This is a genomic window from Chitinophaga sp. sic0106 (assembly GCF_019219075.1).
Taxonomy (GTDB): Bacteria; Bacteroidota; Bacteroidia; order Chitinophagales; family Chitinophagaceae; genus Chitinophaga.
Genome location: NZ_JAHUWJ010000028.1, coordinates 35,946 through 60,435, shown reverse-complemented (window position 1 = coordinate 60,435; position 24,490 = coordinate 35,946). Strand labels below are relative to the sequence as shown.

General features: G+C 40.3%; 15 protein-coding genes. 11 read left to right on the top strand and 4 right to left on the bottom strand.

All coding sequences use genetic code 11. The annotated features are described in order from the left end of the window. Positions 1-70: 70 nt before the first annotated feature. A complete protein-coding gene (locus KW844_RS27295; protein WP_218379945.1) occupies positions 71-1,693 on the bottom strand; it encodes a recombinase family protein in 1,623 nt (540 codons plus the stop codon). A gap of 356 nt (positions 1,694-2,049) precedes the next feature. Here KW844_RS27295 and KW844_RS27290 point away from each other — a divergent pair, with 356 nt between their 5' ends. The 3 genes from KW844_RS27290 to KW844_RS27280 all read left to right on the top strand — a co-directional run bounded on the left by KW844_RS27290 (position 2,050) and on the right by KW844_RS27280 (position 7,107). Then, positions 2,050-3,495: a caspase family protein gene (locus tag KW844_RS27290; RefSeq protein WP_218379944.1), complete on the top strand. Its 1,446-nt coding sequence runs from the start codon at positions 2,050-2,052 to the stop codon at positions 3,493-3,495. Between the two features lie 196 nt (positions 3,496-3,691). Further along, positions 3,692-5,917: a hypothetical protein gene (locus KW844_RS27285; RefSeq protein ID WP_218379943.1), complete on the top strand. Its 2,226-nt coding sequence runs from the start codon at positions 3,692-3,694 to the stop codon at positions 5,915-5,917. A gap of 446 nt (positions 5,918-6,363) precedes the next feature. Further along, entirely contained in the window at positions 6,364-7,107 is a 744-nt protein-coding gene (locus KW844_RS27280; RefSeq protein ID WP_218379942.1) for a hypothetical protein, read from the top strand. Between the two features lie 274 nt (positions 7,108-7,381). Here the strand turns inward: KW844_RS27280 and KW844_RS27275 are convergent, their stop codons facing one another. Further along, on the bottom strand, positions 7,382-8,806 hold the full coding sequence (locus tag KW844_RS27275; RefSeq protein WP_218379941.1) for an ATP-binding protein: 1,425 nt from the start codon (positions 8,804-8,806) through the stop codon (positions 7,382-7,384). A 345-nt stretch (positions 8,807-9,151) separates the two neighbouring features. Here KW844_RS27275 and KW844_RS27270 point away from each other — a divergent pair, with 345 nt between their 5' ends. From KW844_RS27270 to KW844_RS27255, 4 genes are all read left to right on the top strand, one after another. Beyond that, positions 9,152-12,004 carry a BREX system ATP-binding domain-containing protein gene (locus tag KW844_RS27270; protein WP_218379940.1) on the top strand — a complete coding sequence of 951 codons (2,853 nt, stop codon included), beginning with the start codon at positions 9,152-9,154 and terminating at the stop codon, positions 12,002-12,004. 11 nt (positions 12,005-12,015) lie between these two features. Further along, positions 12,016-14,163: a DEAD/DEAH box helicase gene (locus KW844_RS27265; protein WP_218379939.1), complete on the top strand. Its 2,148-nt coding sequence runs from the start codon at positions 12,016-12,018 to the stop codon at positions 14,161-14,163. A 155-nt stretch (positions 14,164-14,318) separates the two neighbouring features. Further along, positions 14,319-15,362 carry a bifunctional transcriptional activator/DNA repair enzyme AdaA gene (locus tag KW844_RS29315; RefSeq protein WP_218379938.1) on the top strand — a complete coding sequence of 348 codons (1,044 nt, stop codon included), beginning with the start codon at positions 14,319-14,321 and terminating at the stop codon, positions 15,360-15,362. Between the two features lie 93 nt (positions 15,363-15,455). Then, entirely contained in the window at positions 15,456-16,343 is an 888-nt protein-coding gene (locus KW844_RS27255) for a hypothetical protein (protein ID WP_218379937.1), read from the top strand. Between the two features lie 2 nt (positions 16,344-16,345). Here KW844_RS27255 and KW844_RS27250 read toward each other — a convergent pair whose 3' ends face one another. Both KW844_RS27250 and KW844_RS27245 read right to left on the bottom strand, forming a co-directional pair. Continuing rightward, positions 16,346-17,155, bottom strand: coding sequence for an ATP-grasp domain-containing protein (locus KW844_RS27250; RefSeq protein ID WP_218379936.1), 810 nt, complete (start codon positions 17,153-17,155; stop codon positions 16,346-16,348). A 14-nt stretch (positions 17,156-17,169) separates the two neighbouring features. Beyond that, the gene (locus KW844_RS27245) at positions 17,170-18,282 is read right to left on the bottom strand and encodes a Fic family protein (RefSeq protein ID WP_218379935.1); all 1,113 of its coding nucleotides are present in this window, start codon (positions 18,280-18,282) and stop codon (positions 17,170-17,172) included. Between the two features lie 104 nt (positions 18,283-18,386). On the opposite strand from KW844_RS27245, the gene KW844_RS27240 reads away from it, so the two are divergent. The 4 genes from KW844_RS27240 to KW844_RS27225 all read left to right on the top strand — a co-directional run bounded on the left by KW844_RS27240 (position 18,387) and on the right by KW844_RS27225 (position 24,488). After that, the gene (locus tag KW844_RS27240; protein ID WP_218379934.1) at positions 18,387-19,001 is read left to right on the top strand and encodes a bifunctional 2-polyprenyl-6-hydroxyphenol methylase/3-demethylubiquinol 3-O-methyltransferase UbiG; all 615 of its coding nucleotides are present in this window, start codon (positions 18,387-18,389) and stop codon (positions 18,999-19,001) included. 72 nt (positions 19,002-19,073) lie between these two features. Continuing rightward, positions 19,074-19,670, top strand: coding sequence for an RNA polymerase sigma factor (locus KW844_RS27235; protein ID WP_218379933.1), 597 nt, complete (start codon positions 19,074-19,076; stop codon positions 19,668-19,670). A gap of 79 nt (positions 19,671-19,749) precedes the next feature. Beyond that, positions 19,750-20,910: a FecR family protein gene (locus KW844_RS27230; RefSeq protein WP_218379932.1), complete on the top strand. Its 1,161-nt coding sequence runs from the start codon at positions 19,750-19,752 to the stop codon at positions 20,908-20,910. Positions 20,911-21,050: 140 nt separating this feature from the next. Further along, positions 21,051-24,488 (top strand): SusC/RagA family TonB-linked outer membrane protein, encoded by a 3,438-nt coding sequence (locus KW844_RS27225; protein WP_218379931.1) that lies wholly within the window; start codon positions 21,051-21,053, stop codon positions 24,486-24,488. Positions 24,489-24,490: the final 2 nt, after the last annotated feature.

The window sequence follows — 24,490 nt, the reverse complement described above, 5'->3', positions numbered from 1 at the left end:
TTTTCAACGTATAATGTTTTCAACTCCCATTATGGGTATCTAAAAAACTTAGCTGAAAAATCGAATAGAATTAGCAAATAGTTTCAGCGATTAACTCAACAATTAAAGTAGCTAATTGATTTTCTGCTGCCAGTAGTTTGTCCTCATCAATCGATATTTCTACGCTACAATCAGAGAGCCAATTAGTATCAGAAACTACCGATACCATCTCCAATAAGCTCTCCCCATTCAACTCCTCACGTATATGCATAAACGCCGGATGCAGGTACGAGGCACTGAAAATTTTTCCATCATAAATCAGCCCCGCTTCAAATATCTTCCGCATAAACCTTTGCCTGGAAGCCATCTTGCAATGGTCAAAGACATTCTTCGCGTTTAATAGTAAGGGAATAATTCTCCCGAATTTCTCCTGAAGGGCCTGCGACTCCCTTGCCAGATCATCAATTTCTTTCTGCAAAACAGACTTTTGTTCTCTTAATTTGCTGTACCATTTCTTATATGAAGAAGGCTCTATTTGGTCATTTAATAAACACTCCTCCAACCTTTCGCACTTCTGCTCTATTTCTGCTATTTCCTTTTGATTGTTTTTTGTGGTCAAAATTTCAACGTTTAACATGCTCTCTAGCTGTTCCTTAGTGGCTCCTTCAATAGCAGCCTTCAAATGCTGCGAGAAAATCAATTTACTAAGCAAGATCAGGAAGAATGCATGCAAGGCATCAGCGCGGTAATTAGGCCTTCCTTCACGGAGACACCTGTAATACAAATAATATTGCATTGATTTGCCCCTGCTGAATGATCCCGTATAAGCTGCACCACATGCACAATAAAGGAATCCACGTAAGAAAATCTCGTCTGTCGGTGTTATTCTCGGCTTAGGCTTACTGTTTAATAATTCCTGAACCCTCCAGAAAACGTCTTCTTTGATCAATGGCTCATGTAATCCATAAACGAATTTCTCCGGCTTTTTATCGTAAGCAGGAATTTTAATAAGTCCGGCATAGACCGAATTTGTCAATACTCTAACCAGTGCGCTCTTCCCCTTTAACGTAAATCCTTTCTTTCTGGCATCTTCTGTAATTCGTTTATGAGGTAGCCCTGTTAGGAAATCATCAAACATCTGCACTATAATCGGCGCCCGCGCCGGATCGACAACAATTATAGGCCTATCGTTTTCATCTCTTTTATTCTTATAGCCAAATGGTGCGGTATTAACAACTCTTCCGGATTCCCGCGCCAACCTTATCCCCCGCCTGGTTCTCTCTCTAATTCGAAGCAATTCATTATTGGCTAACAATAGTTTGAATGCCCGGCTCAAAAAAGTATCCGGCGACCTGGTATCTGTACTTGTCGGCTCGTAAACGGATAACACTTTTACATTGAGGCTTTTTTCAAGCTGATCTATCTTCGTTAATGCCTCTGAGAGATTACGACTAAACCGGTCATGGTCCAGGATAATGAGATAACTCACTTCTCCTTTATGTTGCTTGATAAATCTCTCCAGGGCCTGCCAATTCGGTCGATCAAAAGAATAGCTGCTTTCACCTTCATCTGTAAAAACAGCTAGTAAATCTAACTCGTAATGGGCACAATAGTCTATGATGGCTTTTCGCTGGTAAGGAATGGAGTAGGCAGATTGGTCTTTGGTGGAGATTCTGGCGTAGCCAATTGCGCCGTTGGTGGGAGTGTTTTTCATAATCATTCAGTTTTTATGGTGACAAAGAGGTAAATTGATTACCACACAATAGAACGATACAGATATATAACACATTGACAAACAATAATATTTTGAAATTCTCTAACAAATATACATTTCACACCCAAATATCGTTGGCTCACACAATATCTGTTTGGGTCAGAAACCAAAGGCTTTAAGCTCCTTACTATGTAACATTTGCGTTTTTATTACTTGGATGTCGTGGTTCGTTTAGCGGTTGAAATTGATGCAATAAATACTTGGTTGGGTTATCTCAATACAAAAATCTTTGTTATCTTAAAGAATATAAGTTGAGTATATAGTAGCTTCCTTATTAACCACCAGAATTCTGTAAAATGAATATTGCAATTATTATTGGCGTCAGTGAGTACCAAAATCCAAAAAACAACCTCCCAGGGTGCAAAAATGATGCGAAACTAATCTATGAAATTTTATCTCATACAGAAAAGTTCGATCCAATTTTATATATTAACAATAACGAAGATAGTTCTAAGACCAAAGAGCTAATAAATAACTTTATTGACTCACATCTAGGAAAAAAAATTGATGATCTTTTCTTCTATTATTCTGGTCATGGAGAGTTTTCGAATAATGAATTTTATTATGTACTGTCCGATTTTGATTTTAAAAAAAGAAATCAAACCTCTCTACAAAACAAGGATATAGACGACCTCTTCAAATCGTTAAACCCTAATCTTGTCGTAAAGGTAGTGGATGCCTGCCAATCGGGAACTACTTATATAAAAGAAAATGATGCCATGGCGAAATACTTTCGTGATTCAGGAACAGGATACCACAATTGCTATTTTCTAAGTTCTTCATTAAATAATCAGTCGTCATATCAAACCAGCTTCATAAGCGCATTTACTGAAAGCTTTGTCAAAGCTTTAATAGTGAGTACGACGCAGGATATAAGGTATAAAGGAATTATTGACGTTATTCTAGATGACTTCATCGACAACGCAGATCAAACTCCGTTCTATGTAATCCAAGGGGTTTTAACTCACATATTTTGTCGCATCAATACTAATTTAAGAAATTATTTAGACTCTATTAAGCCACAGATTTTAATAGACCCTTCCTCAGCAAAACCAGCACTTACCCTTTTGGAGCTGGTAAAAAAAGATGCTAAAGATTATACAAGTAAGGAAGGTGCCATTCAAACATTAGATTTTGTTAAAAAAATATTGTCAAGCCTAACATTAGGACCAGATCTCGATTCGATTTATGCCGTTGAAGTTAGTTTCTTACAAGATTATGATTTTACTCCCAAAAAATGGATAATAGAACGATGGATCAATGAACAAACCAACGATTATTCTACTCATGTTTATTACCACACAGTCTATGATGAAGATCATGGTGAATATGAAGAAATTGCAGGTTTTGAACTTAATGTTGAACCTCCGTTTAAAACGATTTCGATAGACATACTTGGAAAGTACCCCAACTTGACTAGCTACAACTGCCATATAATGTACCTTTTAACTAAAAAGTACATCAGATTCTTTTTCAATATTGCAGAGTATCTCCAAAAAAACTGGGAGAACAAAAGACTAAATATTTCAGGTTCCAAATGGCGAACTGTAGAGCAGATAATTACAGATAAAGATGGAATTACAAAGAGCCTAGATGATATTAAACAAAATATTCAAAACCTAATTATGGAAACACTGGAAGCCAAATTTAAGCTCAATGATGCAACCCATGTGTCAGAAACTACTGAAATTGGCGAACCAAATCAAAACGCGAATATATCTGATGATGATTTACCATTCTAATTTTTCATTTTCCGACAGTTTATGAATTAATGAAAGAGGTAGTTGTCTAAAGTCACTCCTTGTAGCAGGATAGATCTAAACACTATGAAACACTATGAAACAATATAGATTAGTCCTTTCCATGCCTTTCGAGTTCCATTTATCCACAATTTTCGGAGTAAACTAGAGTAAATTTATATACTTATTGCATTATAAGATGGCTACGAAAACAGATTGGCAAAAATCCCTACCCAAATCAGATTGGGCTCACTTCTTAGATACGAACCCACTTCCACTTAGCTTTAAAAGCAGAAAAGAAGAAGAAAATTTCATAAAGGAATTATTGAATGACATTGATTCTTTTTTATTAGCTGGCAAACTGAATCGTGCGATAGATTTTATATCACTAGTTCTTTGCATTAATAAAGCTTATTCATTGGAACGAATTAAAAAGAATGGATTCCTTAGGCATTCTAGATATTTAAACGTCAAAAATCCGGTTCCAAGTATTTCCACACATCTCATAAGGTATAAAAATTTATTTAGGCTTAGTCCAAAGGAGCAGATCTACCTCGAATCATTAAACAATTTTACAGAACTATATAGTGAGATAAAGATTCTACACAATGATATACTTAAAAAAATCAAAACTTGCAGAGGATTTAATACTCCAAAAGTACCCGGACGCTTAGGGAAATTAAGTATAATTAAATCTTTACTAGCCATCAATGAATATAATTTTCTAACCGAAAGGGAGGCAGAAAGAGAATTATATAGCTACCAAAGGATGAATTTTTACACGAAAGAAGAAATATCAGAAGGCATTTCACTCTTATTACTAATGTTAAATGAGAGGCTACCTATAAACAAAGAAGATCTTATATTTATCGATTATAACTTCATTAATAGCAAGATAGCAAGCCAACTAATACTGGCTGCTTGTAAACTACGGGTAATTAAAGAATTAGAGATCTCTATTGAATCCTTTGGGTATGTCTGTTATCATACTGGCGAAAAGACGATCGTAAGACAAGCTGACATCGATCTAGCAAAAAGCATCGAACTTTCTCACATTATTTATAAAACTCAGACCGATACCGACAAATTTTATGTGCAGCAATTTACCAAAGAATTTCCGAGCCTAAAAGCGCTTGCAACAGAAATAAACGACAAATATCCAAATACAATTGAACTAAAAACAATACCATACAAGAGATTCAGATTGAATATTGCCCTTCCAATTATAGAATTTCTCTGTAAAAAACAAATTGATTCCTTTGCAGAGGAAATGCAAATGCTAAGCCACGTTGAAAAAGAACTTCTTATTCCTCAGGAAAACCTCATAAAATATGAATTAAGTAATGGATTCACTTTATATGACTTCATATTATTTAATCGAGTATTTGTGCTACTATATTTCCTGTTTAGCAATAAATTCCTAGAATATTTGAATAGTGACAATAGAGACATAACCTTTGATGCTATACTTATCCTTTTCAAAAAAAATGAAATAGTTGAACTACTTGAAAAGGCAGGCGAACCTTCTAAAGTAGAAAAATATCTGAAGATGATTTGCTGGGAAACTGGTAGCAACGAGCCTCTCGACTTACAATACACGCCAATCATCCAGAAAGACGATTACTTTCTTGTACAACCTTCTGTGCTTGCCAACTCAAACACCGTTAGAAACATTTTCCCTTTAGAAGCCAAACGAAGAAATAATTTCAAAGCTGGCCAAATGCCATACCACGAGCAGATCCCTCATACTCTAGTAAAATCTTTTAAGGAAAAAGGATTCTTAACTGGAGCAGAATTTAAAGTTACATATGATAGTTCATCTCAAACCGAAAGTGATATTGATTTTTATGCGTTTAAAGACGGATACCTCTTTATCGCAGAGTGCAAGGATACAATCCACTCTACTGACGCCTTCGAGTACAGGACCACAGTAAATGTCTTTGAAAAGGCAGTCTCGCAATTAGACTATTTAAATTCTGCGCTTAGTGATCCTTCTTTTTTAAAAGAGTTTTGTTCACGTACCGGTATTGAGATGTCAGAAATTAAGCAAATGCAATTTATTATTGTGCCCTCAGTAAGAAAATTATACGGATATCACATAAATGGATATCCAGTAAGAAATGTACATGAATTGACAGCATTCGTTAATAAAGGAGTTTGGAACTATCAGATACCTGGAGAAGACTTACTTAGTTTCAGACTCTGGGCGAAACAAGACTTTCAAGTTTCAGACCTGATTAACTTCTGCCAAAATAATGGCCCCCACCAAGCATTTCTTAGTTCCATGGAAGAGTACAGCGTTGAAATAAATAAAACCACAGAGATCACATCTTATTTTCTCAATCTTTCCGCCGCAATCAATAATCTCAAACAACGTTACAAATATAGTATCCATAAATCGGAAGAACTCATGGATCAAAATTGAGGATTTAAATACATTGATTTTTTTATACATGAAAATAATTCCCACTAAGCAATGTAATCGACACCTTCAAAACACATACTCCTTTCAGAAAATGACTAAAGATAAGGACTGAAGAATTTTCTGGTCAAAAAAAACATAATACAGTATATATATACACAAAAAAAAATAAGATTAGTGGCTTATACCTTGATTTGGAAATCGCAACTCTTGAGCTTGATATATATCTACAAGACCTTTCAGACAGACGCAGAGGCAAATAGTTATAGAATGAACTGCCCAATTAACAGACCATCACCCCTTGAATTTCACCCAAAAACGCCATCAGCGGTTCCAAATAAATCCCATCTGGGCTACAGGTAAAAAGGTCACTCTTATTTTAAGGGTGGCCTTTTTTAATATTTTTAAGACTAAAAATTGTTAATCACTCACCCAAAGAAATTCTCCAAATGAATAAATTTATCGCTTACTTCGATATTTTAGGTTTTAAAGAATTTATAGACAACAATGATAAGGCCTATGTTGACCATCACTTCCAACATATCTTTAGAGAATCTCAAACAGCACTTGCTAATGGTCAATTGATTAATGCAAGGCCTGGAATTGTTGTCCCTAATCTAGCTGTTTCACGTATAAATTGTATGCATATCTCGGATAGTATAATTTTTTGGTCTAATGACGACACAGAAGATAGCTTCACTGATCTAGTTAATGTTTGCCATCAATTTTACTGGAGATGCATGCAGGCTTCGTTTCCAATAAGGGGTTGTATGGTTTTAGGGGACATGGAGTTTACTCCATCGAATTTACCAGGAGCCAATGGCACAAGATTTTATAACTCCTCAATGTATGGCAAAGGTATTGTCGAAGCATATCTAAAAGGAGAAAATCAAGACTGGGCAGGTGGATATGTTGATAATTCCGCAATAAATGCAGTAAGGCCTGAAATCGTTCATCAATTGGCACAAGATGGGAAATTGATATTACACCCTGTTCCTTTAAGAGATCAAACGACTATTGAGCAATATTCATTCTGTATCATTCAACCAAGTCTAAACCCAATTGCATATAACAATATGGTAAGATCTATTACAGACACATTCAATAGACATATGAATGGGGCTGTCCTGCATCACGGTGCGCAAAGGAAACTGGATAATACAATTTTATTTCTAGACCGATTCAAAGAATAACAAATGTTTCAATAGTCTAGGTTGAAAGTATCAAGCAATAAAATGTTCAACATTTGTTCCGTTTGGGTTACAGGCAATCTAAACCGCAAATACTTTGAAAGAAGTGTTTGCGGTTTTCTTATTTGGGCGTGGTGGTCGGTTTGGTGGTAGAAAATTTTCTAAAATAAGTCGCTATTTTAGAAAGGTACTACTGGCTGCATAGTAAAGAGTGGTCCTTAAATATTAATTTCCACTGCAATAGGAATCCAAGGTCACTTACTCCATTTACAAAAGATCATTTGAATAAAATATCCATAGTCAGACTGTTCTGTACCATCGAATCGGCATAACTATTTCTGTTCAGGCCGAAGGTTGTTATTATAGTTAGAAAAATAGCTTTTCGCGTTTTGGTTTCTTCTTTAAATATCCCAATCTTATTCCTCAACTCCTCTGCATATCTCTTATCGATTGTATACTTACTAATAGAAAATTTCATTTCACAAATATTAATGACCTGATCACGCCTATCAATCACAAGGTCAATTTGTGCACCCGCTGTGGTATTTGTACTGATCCATGATGACGTTATTGTTTGCACCCCACTGATTCCAAGTGCGTTTTTCACTTCCTTAATATGAGCCAGGCAGATCTGCTCATAAGCGTAACCACTCCAGGAGCGTTGTTCCGGACTATCCAAGCTATTAATCCAACTATTCTCATCCAATATGCTCGCCTTTTTTACAAACTTTAAATAAAACAATGAATAAAAATCAGTTAGCTGATAAAGGCTATTTCTTTCCTTTTTCCCATATGAGATGTATTTGCGAATGAAACCACTTTCTTCTAACTCTTTTAGCAATCGGGTTACACTTCCACCTGTAGGGACTTTAGCACCTTTGATCAGCTCCCCGCGTGTCAATCCCCTTGATTTTTTGCTTAAAGTTTCGATTATGGCAATATGTTTTTCTGCGTTGTCAAACAGAGACTGATAAAGATTATCGAACTCTGACCGAAGTATTCCATCCTTATCAAAACACAGTTTATTAATATTTTGAGCGGCACTTTGTCTAATATCAACTTGTTCTAAATAGAAGGGAATACCTCCCATAACCATGTATAATTGGATGAGCTGATATCTGTCGAATCTTGCTTTCCTGTTATTAAAGAAGCTTTCACACTCCCTTAGTGTAAAGGGTTCTAATCTAAGTCGATGAGTTACCCGGTTATGCAGCCCCCCCTTACTATTAATCAGTTTATTGATCATCCACCCTGCAGCTGAACCACACACTATTAATATCACATCATTTCTTGCGCTTGCCCAAGAGTTCCAGAAATGCTCGAGTGCTGGTATAAAATTAGATTGTGCAGTATCAAGCCAAGGAAGTTCGTCCAAGAAAATAATTTTCTTTTTACGCCTACTAGACTCCAGCAAATCAATAAGCTGTTGGAATGCAGTAAACCAATCGGCAGGAGGCTCCTCACTATGAGCTGAAGGATGGTATTTTATAAGGGAAGTATGGAAATTTGCAAGCTGTTGGGATAGGTTCACATTAGACATACCCGTCAATTGGAAATCAAACTTATTATCGAATACTTGCCTGATTAAAAAAGTCTTCCCTACCCTCCTTCTACCATACACCGCCACGAAGGAGGATGCTTTGCTTTCTTTGATCTGGTCTAACAAAACAATTTCTTTTTCTCTACCTATTAGCCTTTCCATAAAGTCAATTTGGCCATAAATATAAAAAAACAGACAGTTATGGCCAAATTGAAAAACATAAAAACCTTCTGATGAGTTTACAAACAAAGGATACAGGCACCTCTGCAATTGAAATGAATTCAAATAGTAAAGTAAATGATGATTGCTTTACCTATTCATTTAAATTAAATTATTATAACATATATCTTAAGTATTTTCTTTTTATAAATCAATTACTTAATTTAATACTAAATTTTGAAGTGTTCTAAGTTGCAACAGGAGTGCAATGCGAATGCCCCATGAAGGAAAGACAGGAAGATAGATTTAAGCGATCCCAATACTAAACCACCAAACTCTCACGTATTTATGAAGCTATTGAATGTTCTTGAAACTTATGAACCTGCAATGCTTGATCAATTAGCAGCAGATAAGATAGATGAGGCAATAAGCCTGAGACTTCCTCAAACAGTTATCATCCAAGAAATAATATCTGCGTTAAGCTCCCAATCTTATATCTCGGATAAAATCCAATATGGGAAGCCCCCTATGTATGCTATATTAAATCTGATAATACAGGCTCCAGATTTCATGATAGAAGTGGATGGTTTTAGAGCGAAAGTATTGATGAATTTAAAAGAGCTGACACAAAGAGCAACCCAAAGCACTTCCGGCAAAGAAAAAGACGCCAAATTATACATTAAGATCTTGAAAAGAGCTTGGGAAAATGATGGTTTGATTGATAAAAGTGAGGCTTATATACTGGAACTTGTAAAAAATGAGCTCGGAATATGGGAACGAGAACATTTTACACTTATGCATGATTCTTCCATTATTGACCTCTGGAATATTGATCAAGAATACTATAATGTGAGAAATTTCTTACTTGCTACAGGCATTTTGCTAACTTATGATAATAAATATCTCATCGCTGACGAGGTAGCGGTTCAGATCCGAAAAACATTTGGGATAGAATTAATGGATGATTCATTTCGTCGATTATTAACAGCATTTAGTCGAGAGGAGTTATCACAATTACTGAACTTCTATCAATTAAACATAAGTGGAACAAAAGACATAATGGTCAACCGCCTCATAGAAGCCCTTATTCCTCCAAACGATTTGCTCTCCCAAATAAATCTTGAAAATCTTCGTGACTATTGCAGAAGCAATGGAATAGCAATAAGTGGATCTAAGAATGCCGTAATTGCAAACATTATTCAGTACTTCGATGAAGAGTGTGATCTGGCGGCAAAGATTACTCACGATTTATCCCCACTTGCTCCCCCTGAACCCGAGATGCGAGAAATGGATTCAGATGTTTATGCCAAAGTATTGGGGAATTTAACAGGACAGCAACTATATGACATCCTATATCAAAACCAATTAATGACGAGTGGTACAAAGGATGAAAAAATAAAGAGAATATTAGAATGCTATAAATCTGAAAGGTCAATATTGAATTACCTTAGGAAGGATGACCTTTCATTGCTGTGTCGAAAATTTGGATTAAATATTTCAGGTGCAAAACAAGAGTTGATCGACAGAATCCTGGATTATTCACCAACTTATTTATCAATTGAATTACGGGCTACTGTAGCTCCTGAGTTGGATGCAGCTTTGGCAAGCTCCGAACTTCAAGAAAAGATATTAGAGCCAAGTGTTTTACCATCAAATTGGACAGAAGTTGATGGATCATTCCCTAATTTTGGCAACGATGAAAAAATAATTATATCAATTCTTAAGGAGGCAAAGTCGATTACTGAACAAGATCTCACCAGAATTGTAACCAAACACCAGCTAGGTTGGTTTCTGCATAAAGCCCATATGGCGGAAATAATGGCTAAGCTCAAGAAAGAAAACAGACCATATATTCAGATTAAAAGTGTGCAAAGCACCAATATCTACCAATGGACATCCAATGATATTGCAGATGGGATAATTTTGGAAAAGAGATCGGCCCGTGATATTATTGATGCATTAAGACATGGCGTAGTACCGCGAACCAATCTCAATCTGTTGATGGTCGGACAACAAACCGCACGTAATCATTTAGCAGACATATTGCTAGAAGTAAATTCAAATAAATCTCACTTTAAATTTATTAGAGGCCAGTATGGTTCTGGCAAAACATTTTTGTGTTCCTGGTTAAAGGAATTTGCACTAGAACATGAATTTGCTGTATCATTCATTAACATTAGTCACGAACAACCTTTATCAGATTTGCCAATATTCTTTTCTGGATTGATTACAGGATTACGCACTCCAGAAAAGACAGATTCAAGCGCTCTGGTGGACATTCTAGAATCATGGTTACTGAATATCCATAATAAAACAGCTAGAATCGAAGGAATAGACTACAGTCAACCACAAGAGCAAGAAACGCTTTCCAAGATTGTTGAAAAAGCGATTGAAGTAGAATTGGCAAATTTTAATGATATCGAGCCTGGCTTTTCACAGGCATTAAGAGCATTTTATGAGGGAAAGATGAAAGGAGATATGGAATTGACTTCAAATGCAGTGGCATGGATTATGGGTAGTAAATCTCTATCCGCTCAAGCACTAAGAGATATAGGAGTAAAAGGTTATTTAGAGTCAAATAATGTTTTCGCAAGAATGCGCGCCATTTTGGAAATAATTAGTGGGGCAAGATATAAAGGGTTACTATTACTGGTAGACGAATTAGAATTGGTCAGAAAGTTTCCCCATGCCCGCCAACGAGAACAAGCACTGGAAACCTTGAGGCTTTTGATAGATGAAGCTGGTCGAAATGCACTCCCGGGATGTCTTCTCATATTCACTGGGACTGATGAGTTTTTCGAAGATGAACGATATGGGCTTAAGAGTTATGAAGCACTATCTGAAAGGGTACTCACCCCATTCACTCATGAAAACTATGTTAGTATGAGGCAGCCGATCATAAGCCTGGAATCTCTTAATCGTGAGCGTTTGACAAAAGTTGTACTTAAAATCAGAGACTTGTATGGAATTGCGTATGGATGGAATGCAAAACATTATGTTGATGACGATGCTGTGGTTGAAGTTATTAACGAATGGACGGTTTTCGGAGAAGAAAGCGTAGATAGAAAACCCCGACCAATCCTTCGAGAATTTATCCAAATGCTGGACTTATGTGAAGAAAATCAGGGCGTTTACCTGAGGCAATTTCTAAAAAAATCCGCATCATCATTGACAAATGAGGGATCAGTAATACTTAATTAGCAACAAAATAAATGGAGTTCAAAAAACTACATCCACGAATTCAAGACTACATAAAGAATAAAGGTTGGAAGGACCTCACAGAAATTCAAAAAAGGGCCTTTGATCCAATATTCCATGGTAAGAATTGTGTAATTGAAGCTCCCACTTCAGGTGGAAAAACGGAGGCCGTTTTATTTCCATTACTAACAAGGATTTCTTCGTCATCGAAATCTGGATTTAAGATATTGTATATTGCTCCTTTAAAGGCGTTGCTTAATGACTTATCATTACGAGTCTTACCATATGCACAAATGTGCTATCTGGAAGCATTCAAATGGCACGGTGATGTAAGTCAATCTGATAAGTTACAGCAAATGACTTTTCCTGCTGATATTTTGTTGACCACACCTGAATCCATTGAAGCTATATTACTTAGGAGAGCAAATTGGCAAGAAGTTTTTAAAAGTCTTGAGACAATTGTGATTGATGAGGCCCATTATTTCGCTTTAACAGAACGAGGAATTCATCTATCATCCTTACTTGAACGCTTAGAAACAGCATTGCCATTACCTGTACAACGAATTGCGATCACAGCGACTATTGGCAACCCTCAGGGGCTTCTTAAATGGCTAGTTGGGAATCGAATGCATGAAGGAGAATATCTATGCGTGAAATCCGGAATTGAGAAAGAGCGGGATTTCAAAGTTCAGTTTTTCAAAGATGAAGGAGCAGACCTTCAATCCACTCTTTATAACCTGTTAATTCGTAAGAAATCCATTGTATTTGAACGCTCCCGATCATCAAGCGAAGAAACAGCCACAAGGATAAATGAACTCAACCTCAATTCAAGATTTCCAGTAAAAGTCAAAACCCATCACTCCTCTGTAAGTAAACATTTAAGAGAAGAAGCAGAAAATTCGATAAAAAATGCTACAGAAATGTCCCTGAATGCTATAATCAGCACATCCACACTAGAACTAGGAATTGACATTGGAGAATTGGATCAGGTAATCCAAATAGGCTCACTTACAAGTGCAGGATCTTTTTTACAACGCGTGGGTAGAACTGGACGAAGAACAGGACGCCCTCAGTTTTTCCGCGGCCTATGCTCTGATCCTGAAGAGCTTTTATTGCTGGTTGGATGTGTTAGCTTGGGCCTAAAAAGGCAGTCGGAAAACATCAATATTTCGACATCTGCTTTTCATATTTTGGCCCACCAAATCATCTGCTTTTGTTTGCAGGAACGTGGGGCTACCCCTGAACAAATTTGGCCTGTTTTATCAAAGGCATTTTGTTTTTCATCAATTACTCGTGCGCAATTTGATAAGTTGGTAGATGCTATGATTAGTACTAACTACCTTCGCAGTGAAGCATTTGGAGTATTATTAATAGGTATTGAAGCAGAACAAAAATTTCTTAAAGCAAATTGGAAAAGGCTTTTTGCGATTTTTGATTCGGGGCCGATGTACAATGTAGTGGATGGAAAAAAGGTAATCGGAACTCTGGACGCATCATTTGCGATGACTCAGACCTTACCTTTTGTATTTGTTTTAGGAGGTCAAGAATGGAATGCAATCAAATTAGATCATGATGCCCAACAAGTGCTTGTAAAAAAGAATGTAACAGGTCTACCTCCAAAATGGCGGAGTTGGGGAAACTTCGATGTACCATATGAATTAGCCATAGAAATAGGAAATATTTTAATAGGTAAAGAAAGTATTAACTTTTTAGATCCTTATGGATTCAGCGTCTTAGACTCCCAAAGAAATAGGTTCTATTTAACAGAGTGGAAGGAAGGATATTGGACTGTAGATGGTTCTGAAGATGGCAGCACTATAACCATATGGACTTTTGCCGGAGATAAAATTAATCGCTGCATTAGTATGTTTTTAGCATACCATATTAATGCAGACCAAGAGTATAATTACCAGCGAATTTATATAAAGTTTCAAGAAGTTAGTTATTCTATTAAATCAATAATGGAATTACTCGAACAATTAAAGTTAACTTCTTCAGAACAAATAAGCATTTTACTGGAATCTCAAATTGAAGTTAAATGGTTTTCAAAATTTTCGGAATGTCTACCCGACAACCTTGCTAAGAAAACGATTCTAGAAAAAAGCATAGACTTATCTGGAACAATTAGAGAAGCCCAAAATATAATTATAGTTACAGTTTAGTATTAATTATTCTATACCCTAGCGGCCCGAACAGTTGCAGAAACAGCAGCAATATCACTATCAAAAAATACTTGTCAATTTTTCGGTTGCATCAAAAAGTTGCTAAGTGGTACTTTTGTAAAAGTTACCATCTGAGATTTAAATCTTAGCAAGCAATGAACCTGACCACTGAAATAATGTACAAAGCAATTATCGAAAAGGACACTTCCTTTGAAGGTCAATTTTTTACTGCTGTTAAAACCACCGGCATTTTTTGCAGACCTTCCTGTCCTGCACGAAAGCCGAAACTTGAAAATGTAGAGTTCTTAAAAACTGCCAGGGAGTGTATGTTAAAAGGTTACAGGGCATGTAAGGTATGTAATCCTTTGGCTTCCTTGAATGAAACCCCGGCAAAATTCCAACAGGTCATAAACGAGTTCTCTGAAAATCCCTCCTTAAAATTTAAAGATTACGACCTCCGGCAAAAAGGGATTGAGCCCAGTCAGATCCGTAGATGGTTTTTAAAAAACCATGGAATTACCTTTCAGGCCTACCAGCGGATGTTCAGGATTAATTCGGCATTTAAGAAAATACAGGAAGGCGAAAGCGTTACCCATACTGCATTTGATACTGGATTTGAATCGCTAAGTGGATTTGGCCACACCTTTAAAAGTGTCTTCGGTGTTTCCCCCAGGGATGGGAAAAAACAGCATATTATTGATATGACACGGCTGGAAACTCCTTTAGGAACAATGATTGCCTGCGCTACAAGTAAAGGTATTTGTTTATTGGAATTCACCGATCGCAAGATGCTGGAAACGGAACTAAAATCAATTGCAAAATTGCTGAATGCCACCATCGTTCAAGGGAACAATCCGCATTTTGACACATTGCAAAGCCAACTTTCGGAATATTTTAAAGGAGAGAGAAAAGAATTTTCAGTACCACTGGATACACCGGGTACTGAATTCCAACAGAAAGTTTGGAAAGCACTACAGTCCATTAAATACGGACAAACCAGGTCATATCGGGAACAAGCTATTACAATTGACAGTCCGGAAAGCGTAAGAGCTGTTGCTAATGCGAATGGAATGAATCGGATTTCATTATTGATTCCGTGTCACAGAGTGATTGGATCGGATGGGAAACTGACTGGGTATGGCGGAGGCTTATGGAGAAAAAAATATCTCCTGGAATTGGAGGAGAAGAATAGGAAATGATCGTAAATTAATGGAGCATATTCAAGGAATGAAGCACGCGATCCTTCCTGGAACGTGAAGGATATCAGTTTTGCAAACATAAAATTTCTGTTTTTGAAAACTATCATCACCTTACTCAAAACCCTGCTGCTAAGCCACTTCCCCTCCGGCTCCTCCATCAATTACCATGATGGCCTTCTCTATATCATCGGTGATGATGCAAATGAACTCCTGGTTTTAGATAGTAATTACAACGAAGTCAATACCGTAAAGCTATTTAGTTATGATGGAAAACGTATCCCTAAAGCACAAAAGCCAGACCTTGAAACCTCAGTTATTATTAACGATACTCTTTTAGCACTGGGCTCGGGTGCAACCAAAGAACGTGAAATAGCGGTTTCGGTAAACCTGCCTGTTGGCAGCAGTAAACCACTTCAAACATCCTATGCTACTTTCATAAAACGCCTGCACCAGATTCCAGAAATAAACATTGAAGGTGCAGCCGTTCTTGGAAATCGTTTAGTACTCAGCAATCGTGGCAATGAGGCTAATACGGTTAATCACTTTATCACCACCACCGCAGACTTCTTAGCCCAACAGGAAACTGCACCAATCGGTATCTCAATTCTTAAACTCCCATTAGCAAACTTTGCCGGCGTATCTGAACTGTGCTATGCAGAAAAAGAAGATATCTTATTCGTTATCCTTTCAAGCGAGGCTACCAGCAACGCCTATGATGATGGTGTTATTGGCGATAGTTATTTCGCCTGGATTAACAACATTAGTCAAAAAATAAATGACAAGGAAATATCATTAGATGGAGTGATTAATTTGTCCGATGTTGATCACGCATTCAAAGGTGAAAAAGTAGAAGGGATTTGTATTTCAAACATAACTGATAACAGATGGACATTACACATGGTGGCTGATGACGATAAAGGAGCAAGTAGGTTATTCCAGATAACTGTAGATTTAAAAGAGTTGTTGGATAATCCTATGTAGCATTACAAGATTTGCACAAAATACGACGATACACTCTTTACTATATCCTCAATATTCGCTTTATAAAAACCAGCTCCGTTCAAACATCCGCACTCTACTATGTAATAAGCATCTCCTGAATAACAAACATCCATTACAAATACATCATGCGGAGTATATTCCGCACAGCGTGCCAAAGCAAACTCTATTACAGCATTAGGACACCCCCGCTCTTTCACAAGCCTGAAATGCTGCCTGTATTTGGAGGCCGCTACCACATTTTTATTCACAATCCAAAGTCGCCATTCAGATTGAATGCTATAAGGCTCAGAAACAACTATTTTGGTATCAGGTGTAAGTGGAGTATTCTCCAGGTTTGTGAGTGCGGTATACCAAGATGCAATTTCACTATAATATTTTACTTCGCCGGCAAAAGACTTATCATCATCATTTGGTCGAATAAATAATTGTTTTTCAGGTGCGTAGCTACTATTCTCCATCAGGGACCTAAATGAAGAAATTTCAGCACCGAAATTCAGCATATGTGCACCCCAGCGCTCCATATAGTTCTCGATCGAAAACCTGTCTGGATCAAAGAAGTAGCCCTTTTTTAACCCTGCATGCTGCTCTGCCATTCTATTAAAAGTAGTGGAACCATAAATAATTGAGTGGCGAGTCGTATCAATAGCAGGAAGTGTTGTCGTGAATGGAATGATATCAACATGCACAAATGGAATTTCCAATTTTTCACATGCCGCAGCTAATTCATTGAAGTCGGTAATACTTGTCAGGTTGCGTTGTACCACCCATTGAATGGAAGAAAACTTGTTCATAGGTTCAATCGTATTTAATTAATTCTCTCCTCCCGCAACACATAACTCGTACTCCTCCCTCCTGCTTCCTCTCTCACCAGCAATCCCCGCTCCATCAAATCCTGTATATCTCTGATAGCCGTATCCTGTGAGGTTCTAGTGATGACAGCCCATTTCGAAGAGGTCAACTTTCCGTGAAAACCATCAAAGAGCTTATTCAGCATCAGTTTCTGCCGGTCATTTAACGTTTGTGTCTGTGGGTTATCCCAGAATTTAGCTTTGCGGATAACAGTAGCCAGAATCTTATCCGAACCGCTCACTGCGCGATCCAGACAGGATAGAAACCACATAAGCCACCCGGTAATATCCAGTGAGTCTTTCTGGGTGCGCTCCAGGATATGATAATATTCCTTACGTTCAATCCTGATCTGAGCCGACATACTATAAAACCTCTGCGGACTTTTATCAGCACGGGCTAACTGCATATCCGTGATTGCACGGGCTATACGACCATTGCCATCATCAAAAGGATGCAAAGTTACAAACCAGAGGTGAGCAATCGCCGCTTTCACTACAGGGTCGATTGTTTCATTCCTATTAAACCAGGTTAAAAAACGATCCATTTCCTGCTGAAGTACTTCGGAGTCAGGAGCCTGGAAGTGGACTTTTTCACGCCCCATACCACCTGATACCACCTGCATTGGATCATCTTTGGTATTATCCCGCCAGGAGCCAACCACTATTCTATGTATGCCACTATAACCCGTCGGAAATAAGGATGCATGCCAGCCGAAAAGTCGCTGTTCCCCCAACGGCTTATCGTAATGTTGCGTAGCATCCAGCATCATCTCCACCACACCCTCCACATCTCTGTCGGATGGCACCAACCCGCCTATTTCTATTCCCAGCCGCCGGGCAATGGAAGAACGTACCTGGTCGGCATCTAAGATCTCTCCCTCTATTTCACTGGACTTAAGGACATCCGCAGTCAGAGTAAGCAATAACGCTTCTTCCTGTAACGGAAAGCCCAGGTGCTCCATTTGCCCTAACAATCTGCCCTGCTTATGGCGCACTTCCCCTAGCAGCGCGCTTATCTGCTCGCTGTCCCAGGTGAATTCCGGCCACTGCTGCAATTGATAGATAGACATTCTACGCAAATTATGCGGTGAATATAAGCATTATTCACCGCATCCTATGTGGCGAATAATCCAGCGAAACCCCATTTTTTGTAACTTTGTTGCAAATTTTCACCATGACCAACCACGGAACACCCGAATTCTGGGAAGCTGCCTTCTCCCAAAAACAAGAAATGTGGGGCTTCACACCCGCCCATTCTGCCATGGTCACTAAAGACTACTTTATTCAAAATAACGTAAAGTCCGTACTCATTCCCGGTATCGGCTACGGCCGCAACGCACAGCCATTCCTCGAAAATGGCATGCAGGTAACAGGTATAGAGATATCGCAAACCGCTATCGACATAGCACATAAACATTTTGGCGGCAACTTGCCAATATACCACGGTTCCGTAACGGATATGCCTTTCGATACAAAAATGTTCGATGGCATATTCTGCTATGCACTCATCCATCTCCTGAATGAAACAGAAAGAAAAAAACTGATCAGCGATTGCTATAATCAGCTGTCAGATAACGGTCATATGGTGTTTACCATGATCACCAAAGAAGCACAGACCTACGGCAAAGGCCAGTATATCAGCAAAGACCGATACGAAATGTTTGGCGGTATCAACATGTACTTTTACGATAAAGAAGCAGTAACAGCAGAATTTAGCGGATACGGATTAACAGAAATCAGGGACATCACAGAAAGCTATCCCTTCTATTTGGTGATCTGCAAAAGATAGTGCCAGCAGCATTCCCATCTCCCTAAAACCTATTTTTTTTCTTATTTTACCACGGACACAACCAAGATCAGGATGAGGGATGAAAATATAAGCATAGGTGAACTGCTGGTAAGGACTGCCGATGGGGATGAAACGGCCTTCGCCCAAATCCACCAGCACTACTGGAATGAGGTGTACTCCCTGGCCCTGGCATTTCTGAAATCTCCCGCCATGGCCGAGGATATTATCCAGGAAGTTTTTATTAAGCTCTGGCTCAAACGCACGCAGCTAACGGAAATAAAAGAATTTACCCCCTACCTGATGGTGATGGTACGCAATGAAATCATCAGCCATCTCCGCAAGGATGCTACCCGGCAGAAACAATTGCAACAATATATGACAGGGACCCTGTTGGCACAAGAGCTGCCGGCAGCCTCCATTACAGAAACCTCGGCCGTCATCAGCTCGGCCCTGGCCAGCCTGCCGCAGAAGCAGCAACAGATTTTTGCCATGAGTCGCGACGAAGGCCTCAGTCACGAAGCGATTGCCGCACAAACCGGGCTTTCCAAAAAAACAGTGGCCAATACCATCACCATTGCGCTTAACGCCATCCGGACCTATTTGCACCGCAACGGTTATTTATACTGGACCGGCATCCCTTTGCTGATAAGGGCTTTCCAGATTTTTTAAAAATATTTCACTTTTTTTCGGGACTATAGCCTGATTACTGCGTGGTAGTATAAAGGCCAAACCAAAATCATTGCCTTTCATGAACAAAACTTTTGAACAATTACTCGATGGCTATTTAACGGATACTTTATCCGCCCAGGAGTTATCCACATTTCACGAAATGCTGGAAAACCCCGCCAATGCCACGTTACTGGCCGCCGCCATAGATCTTGCGGCCAGGGAAAAAAGTTTTGTGGGCAATGAGGATCAGGAGTCAGGTAGACGTCAGAGCCTCGAAAGGCTACGGACTCGTATACACGAAACTGCTGCAGCTCCCAAAATTCGCGCACTCCGCTCCGGTAGACGCTGGACGGCAGCCGCCACCATTGCTGTACTCATCACAGCCGGCTTATACCTATGGCAAAAAAATAGCCGCACCGCGGTTGAAGAACCAGCCACCCATCATGACATCGCAGCCGTGAAAGGCAGCGCTACGCTCACCCTGGCTAACGGTACCACTATTTCGCTGGATAGCCTCCACAACGGTAGCACAGTCAATAGCCATGGACTTAGACTAAGCATGCAGAACGGCGCCGTATCGTATAACCCTGACGGTAATACGAAAACTGACATTACCTACCATACCATCAGTACTTCCAGGGGCCGGCAGTTTGTATTAACCCTTCCCGATGGCAGCAGTGTTACCCTGAATGCATCCTCGCAAATACGCTTTCCTGCTACGTTTGCGAAAGATAAACGGGAAGTGGAAGTAAGCGGTGAAGCCTATTTCGACATCGCTCAAAATGCAGCTGCACCCTTTATGGTAAATGCCGGAGATGTAAAAGTACAGGTACTCGGTACCAGCTTTAACCTGAAAGCCTATACCGACGAGCCAAACATAGCCACCACACTGGTTTCTGGAGCCGTTAAGGTATCATCTCCCCAAAAAAGTGTAGTACTGGAACCGGGCCAGCAATCCGTTGCCGGCAGCGATTTAACTGTACGTAACGTGGATATCAGTGAAACCATCGCCTGGAAAGAAGGCCGGTTCGAGTTCTATGGCAACATTAAGGACATCATGATCCAGCTGCAACGCTGGTACGACATATCATCAGTCGAATACCAGGGAGATATCGCCAAATATGAAGTGGCGGCCACCATATCCCGGACTAAAAAATTATCAGAAGTATTAGCGCTATTAGAAAAAACAGGAAACATTCATTTTATCATTCAGGGAAATAAGGTGATAGTAAAGATTTAACAACCATCAACCAACATAACAGAAACCGGCCAGGAGGATAAGGCCAATCCACCAACCAACGTTTCACTATTCATTTTACCGTCTACCGATGCTATGCGGCACCGCATCAGGCATCGTATGGCCCTAAACCAACACTAGCCATGAATTCGACTGCTTTGCACAAAGCCGTGAAGCCCAGACGTATGCCCTGGCATTACGTCTGCAAATTTCCGTTTGCCTTCACACTGTTGATCTGCCTGCTTTTAAGCGCCGGCACGTATGCACAACGCGTAACCATGAAAGCCCAGAACGTATCACTGGACGAAGTTTTTAAGTCGTTTAAAAAACAAACCAACTATTATTTCGTGTACAACCTGCAGGTTGTACGCCAACAGAAACGCATCAACGTAGATTTTAAGCAAACCTCCCTGCAAGATGCACTGTCAGCCTGTTTGAAGGATGCACCACTGGAGTTTGAAATCATGGAAAACACGGTAATCATCCGCCAGCGCAAAGCCGGTGGCGACCATTCCGTTGCCCAGTCAGATCAGCCGCTGAAAGGCCGCGTTCACGACGAAAGTGGTAAGCCTATACCCGGCGCCACCATCCTGGTGCGTGGCACCAACACGGCCACCCTCTCCGACGGTACCGGCAATTTCCAGTTTCGTAATGTGCCCAATGGCGCATGGCTGGTGGTTTCCAGCATAGGCTATGAAAAACGGGAACTCGCCGTAAATGGCCGCACCGACATTGGCAACATCGCCCTGCTCACTGCCGTGGAAAACATTAATGAAGTGGTGGTAACCACCGGCTTGTTTAAACGCCCGGTAGAAAACTTCACCGGTGTAGCCACCTCCGTTACCGGCGAACAAATGCGTACCGTCAACTCAATGAGTGTTTTTGATGCACTGAAAGTATTTGACCCCGCTATGCGTATACCGGACAATGTGCAGTTCGGCAGTGACCCCAACCGCCTCCCGCAAATCAGCCTTCGTGGGACCAATAACTTCCCCGTGCAGGGCGCCAGTAGCGGCGTACCTGCTTCTGGCGCAGACTTTATGTCTGCCTACCAAACCAATCCCAGTATGCCCCTTTTCATCCTGGATGGTTTTGAGGTAAGTCTGCAGAAAATATATGACCTGGATATCAACCGTATTGAACGCATGACTATCCTCAAAGATGCGGTGGCCACCTCCGCCTACGGCTCCCGTGCTGCCAACGGCGTGATAGTAGTAGATACCAAGCAGCCAAAGCCCGGTAAGCTCACTGTAAATTATTCCGCCACCTTACAGGTTACAGCTCCTGACCTCACTCCTTACCACCTGGTCAATGCTGCTGACAAACTGGAAGTAGAACGATTATCAGGCAGATATATCGGCTCCAATGCCAACTACCAGCAATTTTATGATGAACTATACTCCAAACGCAGATCAGCCATAGAAGAAGGGGTAAACACCTACTGGTTATCGCAACCGGTACAAACGGGTGTGGGCACACGCCAGTCACTGTATGTAGAAGGAGGCGACCAGTACTTACGATATGCGGTCAACTTTGGCTACACCAACAACAGGGGTGTTATGATCGGCTCCGGACGTAAAACCTATGAAGGTGGTATGATGCTCTCCTATCGCCGTAAAAATGTGCTGGTGCGCAATCAACTAACGGTAACGGGTAATCGTTCTGATGAATCGCCCTATGGCGCTTACTCTCAATATACCCGCCTGAATCCCTACTGGACGCCGTACGACTCAAATGGACGCGTACAAAAGCAGCTGGACTACCTTACCACTCCCGGTTATGCAGGTGGCACCCGCGTTGCCAATCCGCTGTATGATGCATCCCTGGGTACTTCCAACTATGCCAAATATTTCGGTATCACCAACAATACTTTCCTGGAATGGCGCTTACACAATGGCCTTAAATTCACGGGTAAGCTGGGGATCGTCAATCAAACAGATCAGTCTGATAAATTCCTGCCGGCAGACCATACCGCCTTTATCAACGTCGTTGATTACGGCTCACAGGCTTACCTGGAGCGGGGCAGCTACGATAAAACTAATGGCAGCTTCTTCTCTTTTGATGCCAGCGCCACCTTGGATTACAATAAAACAATCGGCGACGGGCTGTTTTTCGCCACTATTGGCGCTGGTGCCGCGGAACAAACCAGTCGCGCCTCCGGCATGTCAGTACGCGGATTCCCCAATACCAACCTCGACGAAATCTTCCTGGGAAACACTTACCTGCGCAATTCCAGGCCTAGTGGGAAAAATGATATTACCCGCAGAACATCTATGTTCAGCAGTTTGAACTATACATACGATCGCCGCTATATGGCCGACTTCTCCTTTAACATGGATGGCTCTACGCAGTTTGGTGCAGACAACCGTTTTGCCCCATTCTGGGCTTTAGGTCTGGGGTGGAACCTGCATGAGGAAGCATTCATGAGCGCTATGAAAGGTAGCATTATAGATCGGCTGAAACTACGTGGTGGCGTGGGCACCACCGGTAGCCAAACATTCTCTCCCTACATGGCTACTTCCACCTATAGCTACAATACCAACCGCGATTACCTCGGCATGCTGGGTGCCAACTTATTATCGTATGGAAACCCGAACCTCCGCTGGCAGCAAACCATGAAAAAAAATATAGGCATGGACGTTAGCCTGTTAAGAGAAAGAGTGATTATCCGGCTGGATGCTTACCTGGAAACTACGAACGACCTCCTGCTGGATATTAACACCCCTCCTTCCGTCGGCGTGTCTTCTTATAAAGAAAATATCGGCAAGCTGCAAAACCGGGGTCTGGAAGGGAATATCAACGTATTCCTGATTAAGAATGACAAAAAATCAACCTTCTGGAGTGTATTCGTGAATGGCATTCACAATAAAAATGAAATCAAAGAGATTTCAAATTCCTTACAAAAAATGAATGCCAACAACGATAAAACGGATAATAACCTTCAAACAAAACCTCAGCTGCGCTTTGAAGAAGGACAATCTGTAAACGCAATATGGGCCGTACGCTCCGCAGGTATTGACCCAGGTACCGGAAAGGAAATCTATATCAACAAAGCTGGTGCACGCACCTACATCTGGAATGCGGCCGACAAAGTAATTGTGGGCGATGCATTGCCTGATGTGAGCGGAAACGTAGGCACCAACGTAAGCTGGAGAGGCATACAACTGGGTGTGTATTGCAGCTACCAATACGGTGGTAAGATGTACAACCAAACCCTGGCCGACCGCGTGGAAAATGCCGACATACGCTTTAATGTGGATGAGCGCGTACTGCTGGGCAGATGGAAAAATCCGGGCGATTACACCTACTTCAAAGGCCTCACCGATCTGGATGGTTTTTCTGTTACCAGTCCCACCCTGGCTACTTCCAGATTTGTACAAACCAACAATTTCATAGAAATGGAAAGTTTGTCGCTCGGCTACCAGGTGCCGGATAAATGGACCCAGAGATGGCACTTCAAAAATACACGGCTGAATCTGCAGATGAACAATCTATTCCGATTATCTACCATCCAGGTGGAAAGAGGGTTGGATTATCCTTTTGCCCGTAATATCAATTTCAATCTCACCACCACTTTTTAAAT

Excerpts from the sequence above, each read along its gene's own strand:
- KW844_RS27295 (WP_218379945.1), bottom strand. The coding sequence starts at position 1,693 with ATGAAAAACACTCCCACCAACGGCGCAATTGGCTACGCCAGAATCTCC.
- KW844_RS27290 (WP_218379944.1), top strand. The coding sequence starts at position 2,050 with ATGAATATTGCAATTATTATTGGCGTCAGTGAGTACCAAAATCCAAAA.
- KW844_RS27285 (WP_218379943.1), top strand. The coding sequence starts at position 3,692 with ATGGCTACGAAAACAGATTGGCAAAAATCCCTACCCAAATCAGATTGG.
- KW844_RS27280 (WP_218379942.1), top strand. The coding sequence starts at position 6,364 with ATGAATAAATTTATCGCTTACTTCGATATTTTAGGTTTTAAAGAATTT.
- KW844_RS27275 (WP_218379941.1), bottom strand. The coding sequence starts at position 8,806 with ATGGAAAGGCTAATAGGTAGAGAAAAAGAAATTGTTTTGTTAGACCAG.
- KW844_RS27270 (WP_218379940.1), top strand. The coding sequence starts at position 9,152 with ATGAAGCTATTGAATGTTCTTGAAACTTATGAACCTGCAATGCTTGAT.
- KW844_RS27265 (WP_218379939.1), top strand. The coding sequence starts at position 12,016 with ATGGAGTTCAAAAAACTACATCCACGAATTCAAGACTACATAAAGAAT.
- KW844_RS29315 (WP_218379938.1), top strand. The coding sequence starts at position 14,319 with ATGAACCTGACCACTGAAATAATGTACAAAGCAATTATCGAAAAGGAC.
- KW844_RS27250 (WP_218379936.1), bottom strand. The coding sequence starts at position 17,155 with ATGAACAAGTTTTCTTCCATTCAATGGGTGGTACAACGCAACCTGACA.
- KW844_RS27245 (WP_218379935.1), bottom strand. The coding sequence starts at position 18,282 with ATGTCTATCTATCAATTGCAGCAGTGGCCGGAATTCACCTGGGACAGC.
- KW844_RS27240 (WP_218379934.1), top strand. The coding sequence starts at position 18,387 with ATGACCAACCACGGAACACCCGAATTCTGGGAAGCTGCCTTCTCCCAA.
- KW844_RS27235 (WP_218379933.1), top strand. The coding sequence starts at position 19,074 with ATGAGGGATGAAAATATAAGCATAGGTGAACTGCTGGTAAGGACTGCC.
- KW844_RS27230 (WP_218379932.1), top strand. The coding sequence starts at position 19,750 with ATGAACAAAACTTTTGAACAATTACTCGATGGCTATTTAACGGATACT.
- KW844_RS27225 (WP_218379931.1), top strand. The coding sequence starts at position 21,051 with ATGAATTCGACTGCTTTGCACAAAGCCGTGAAGCCCAGACGTATGCCC.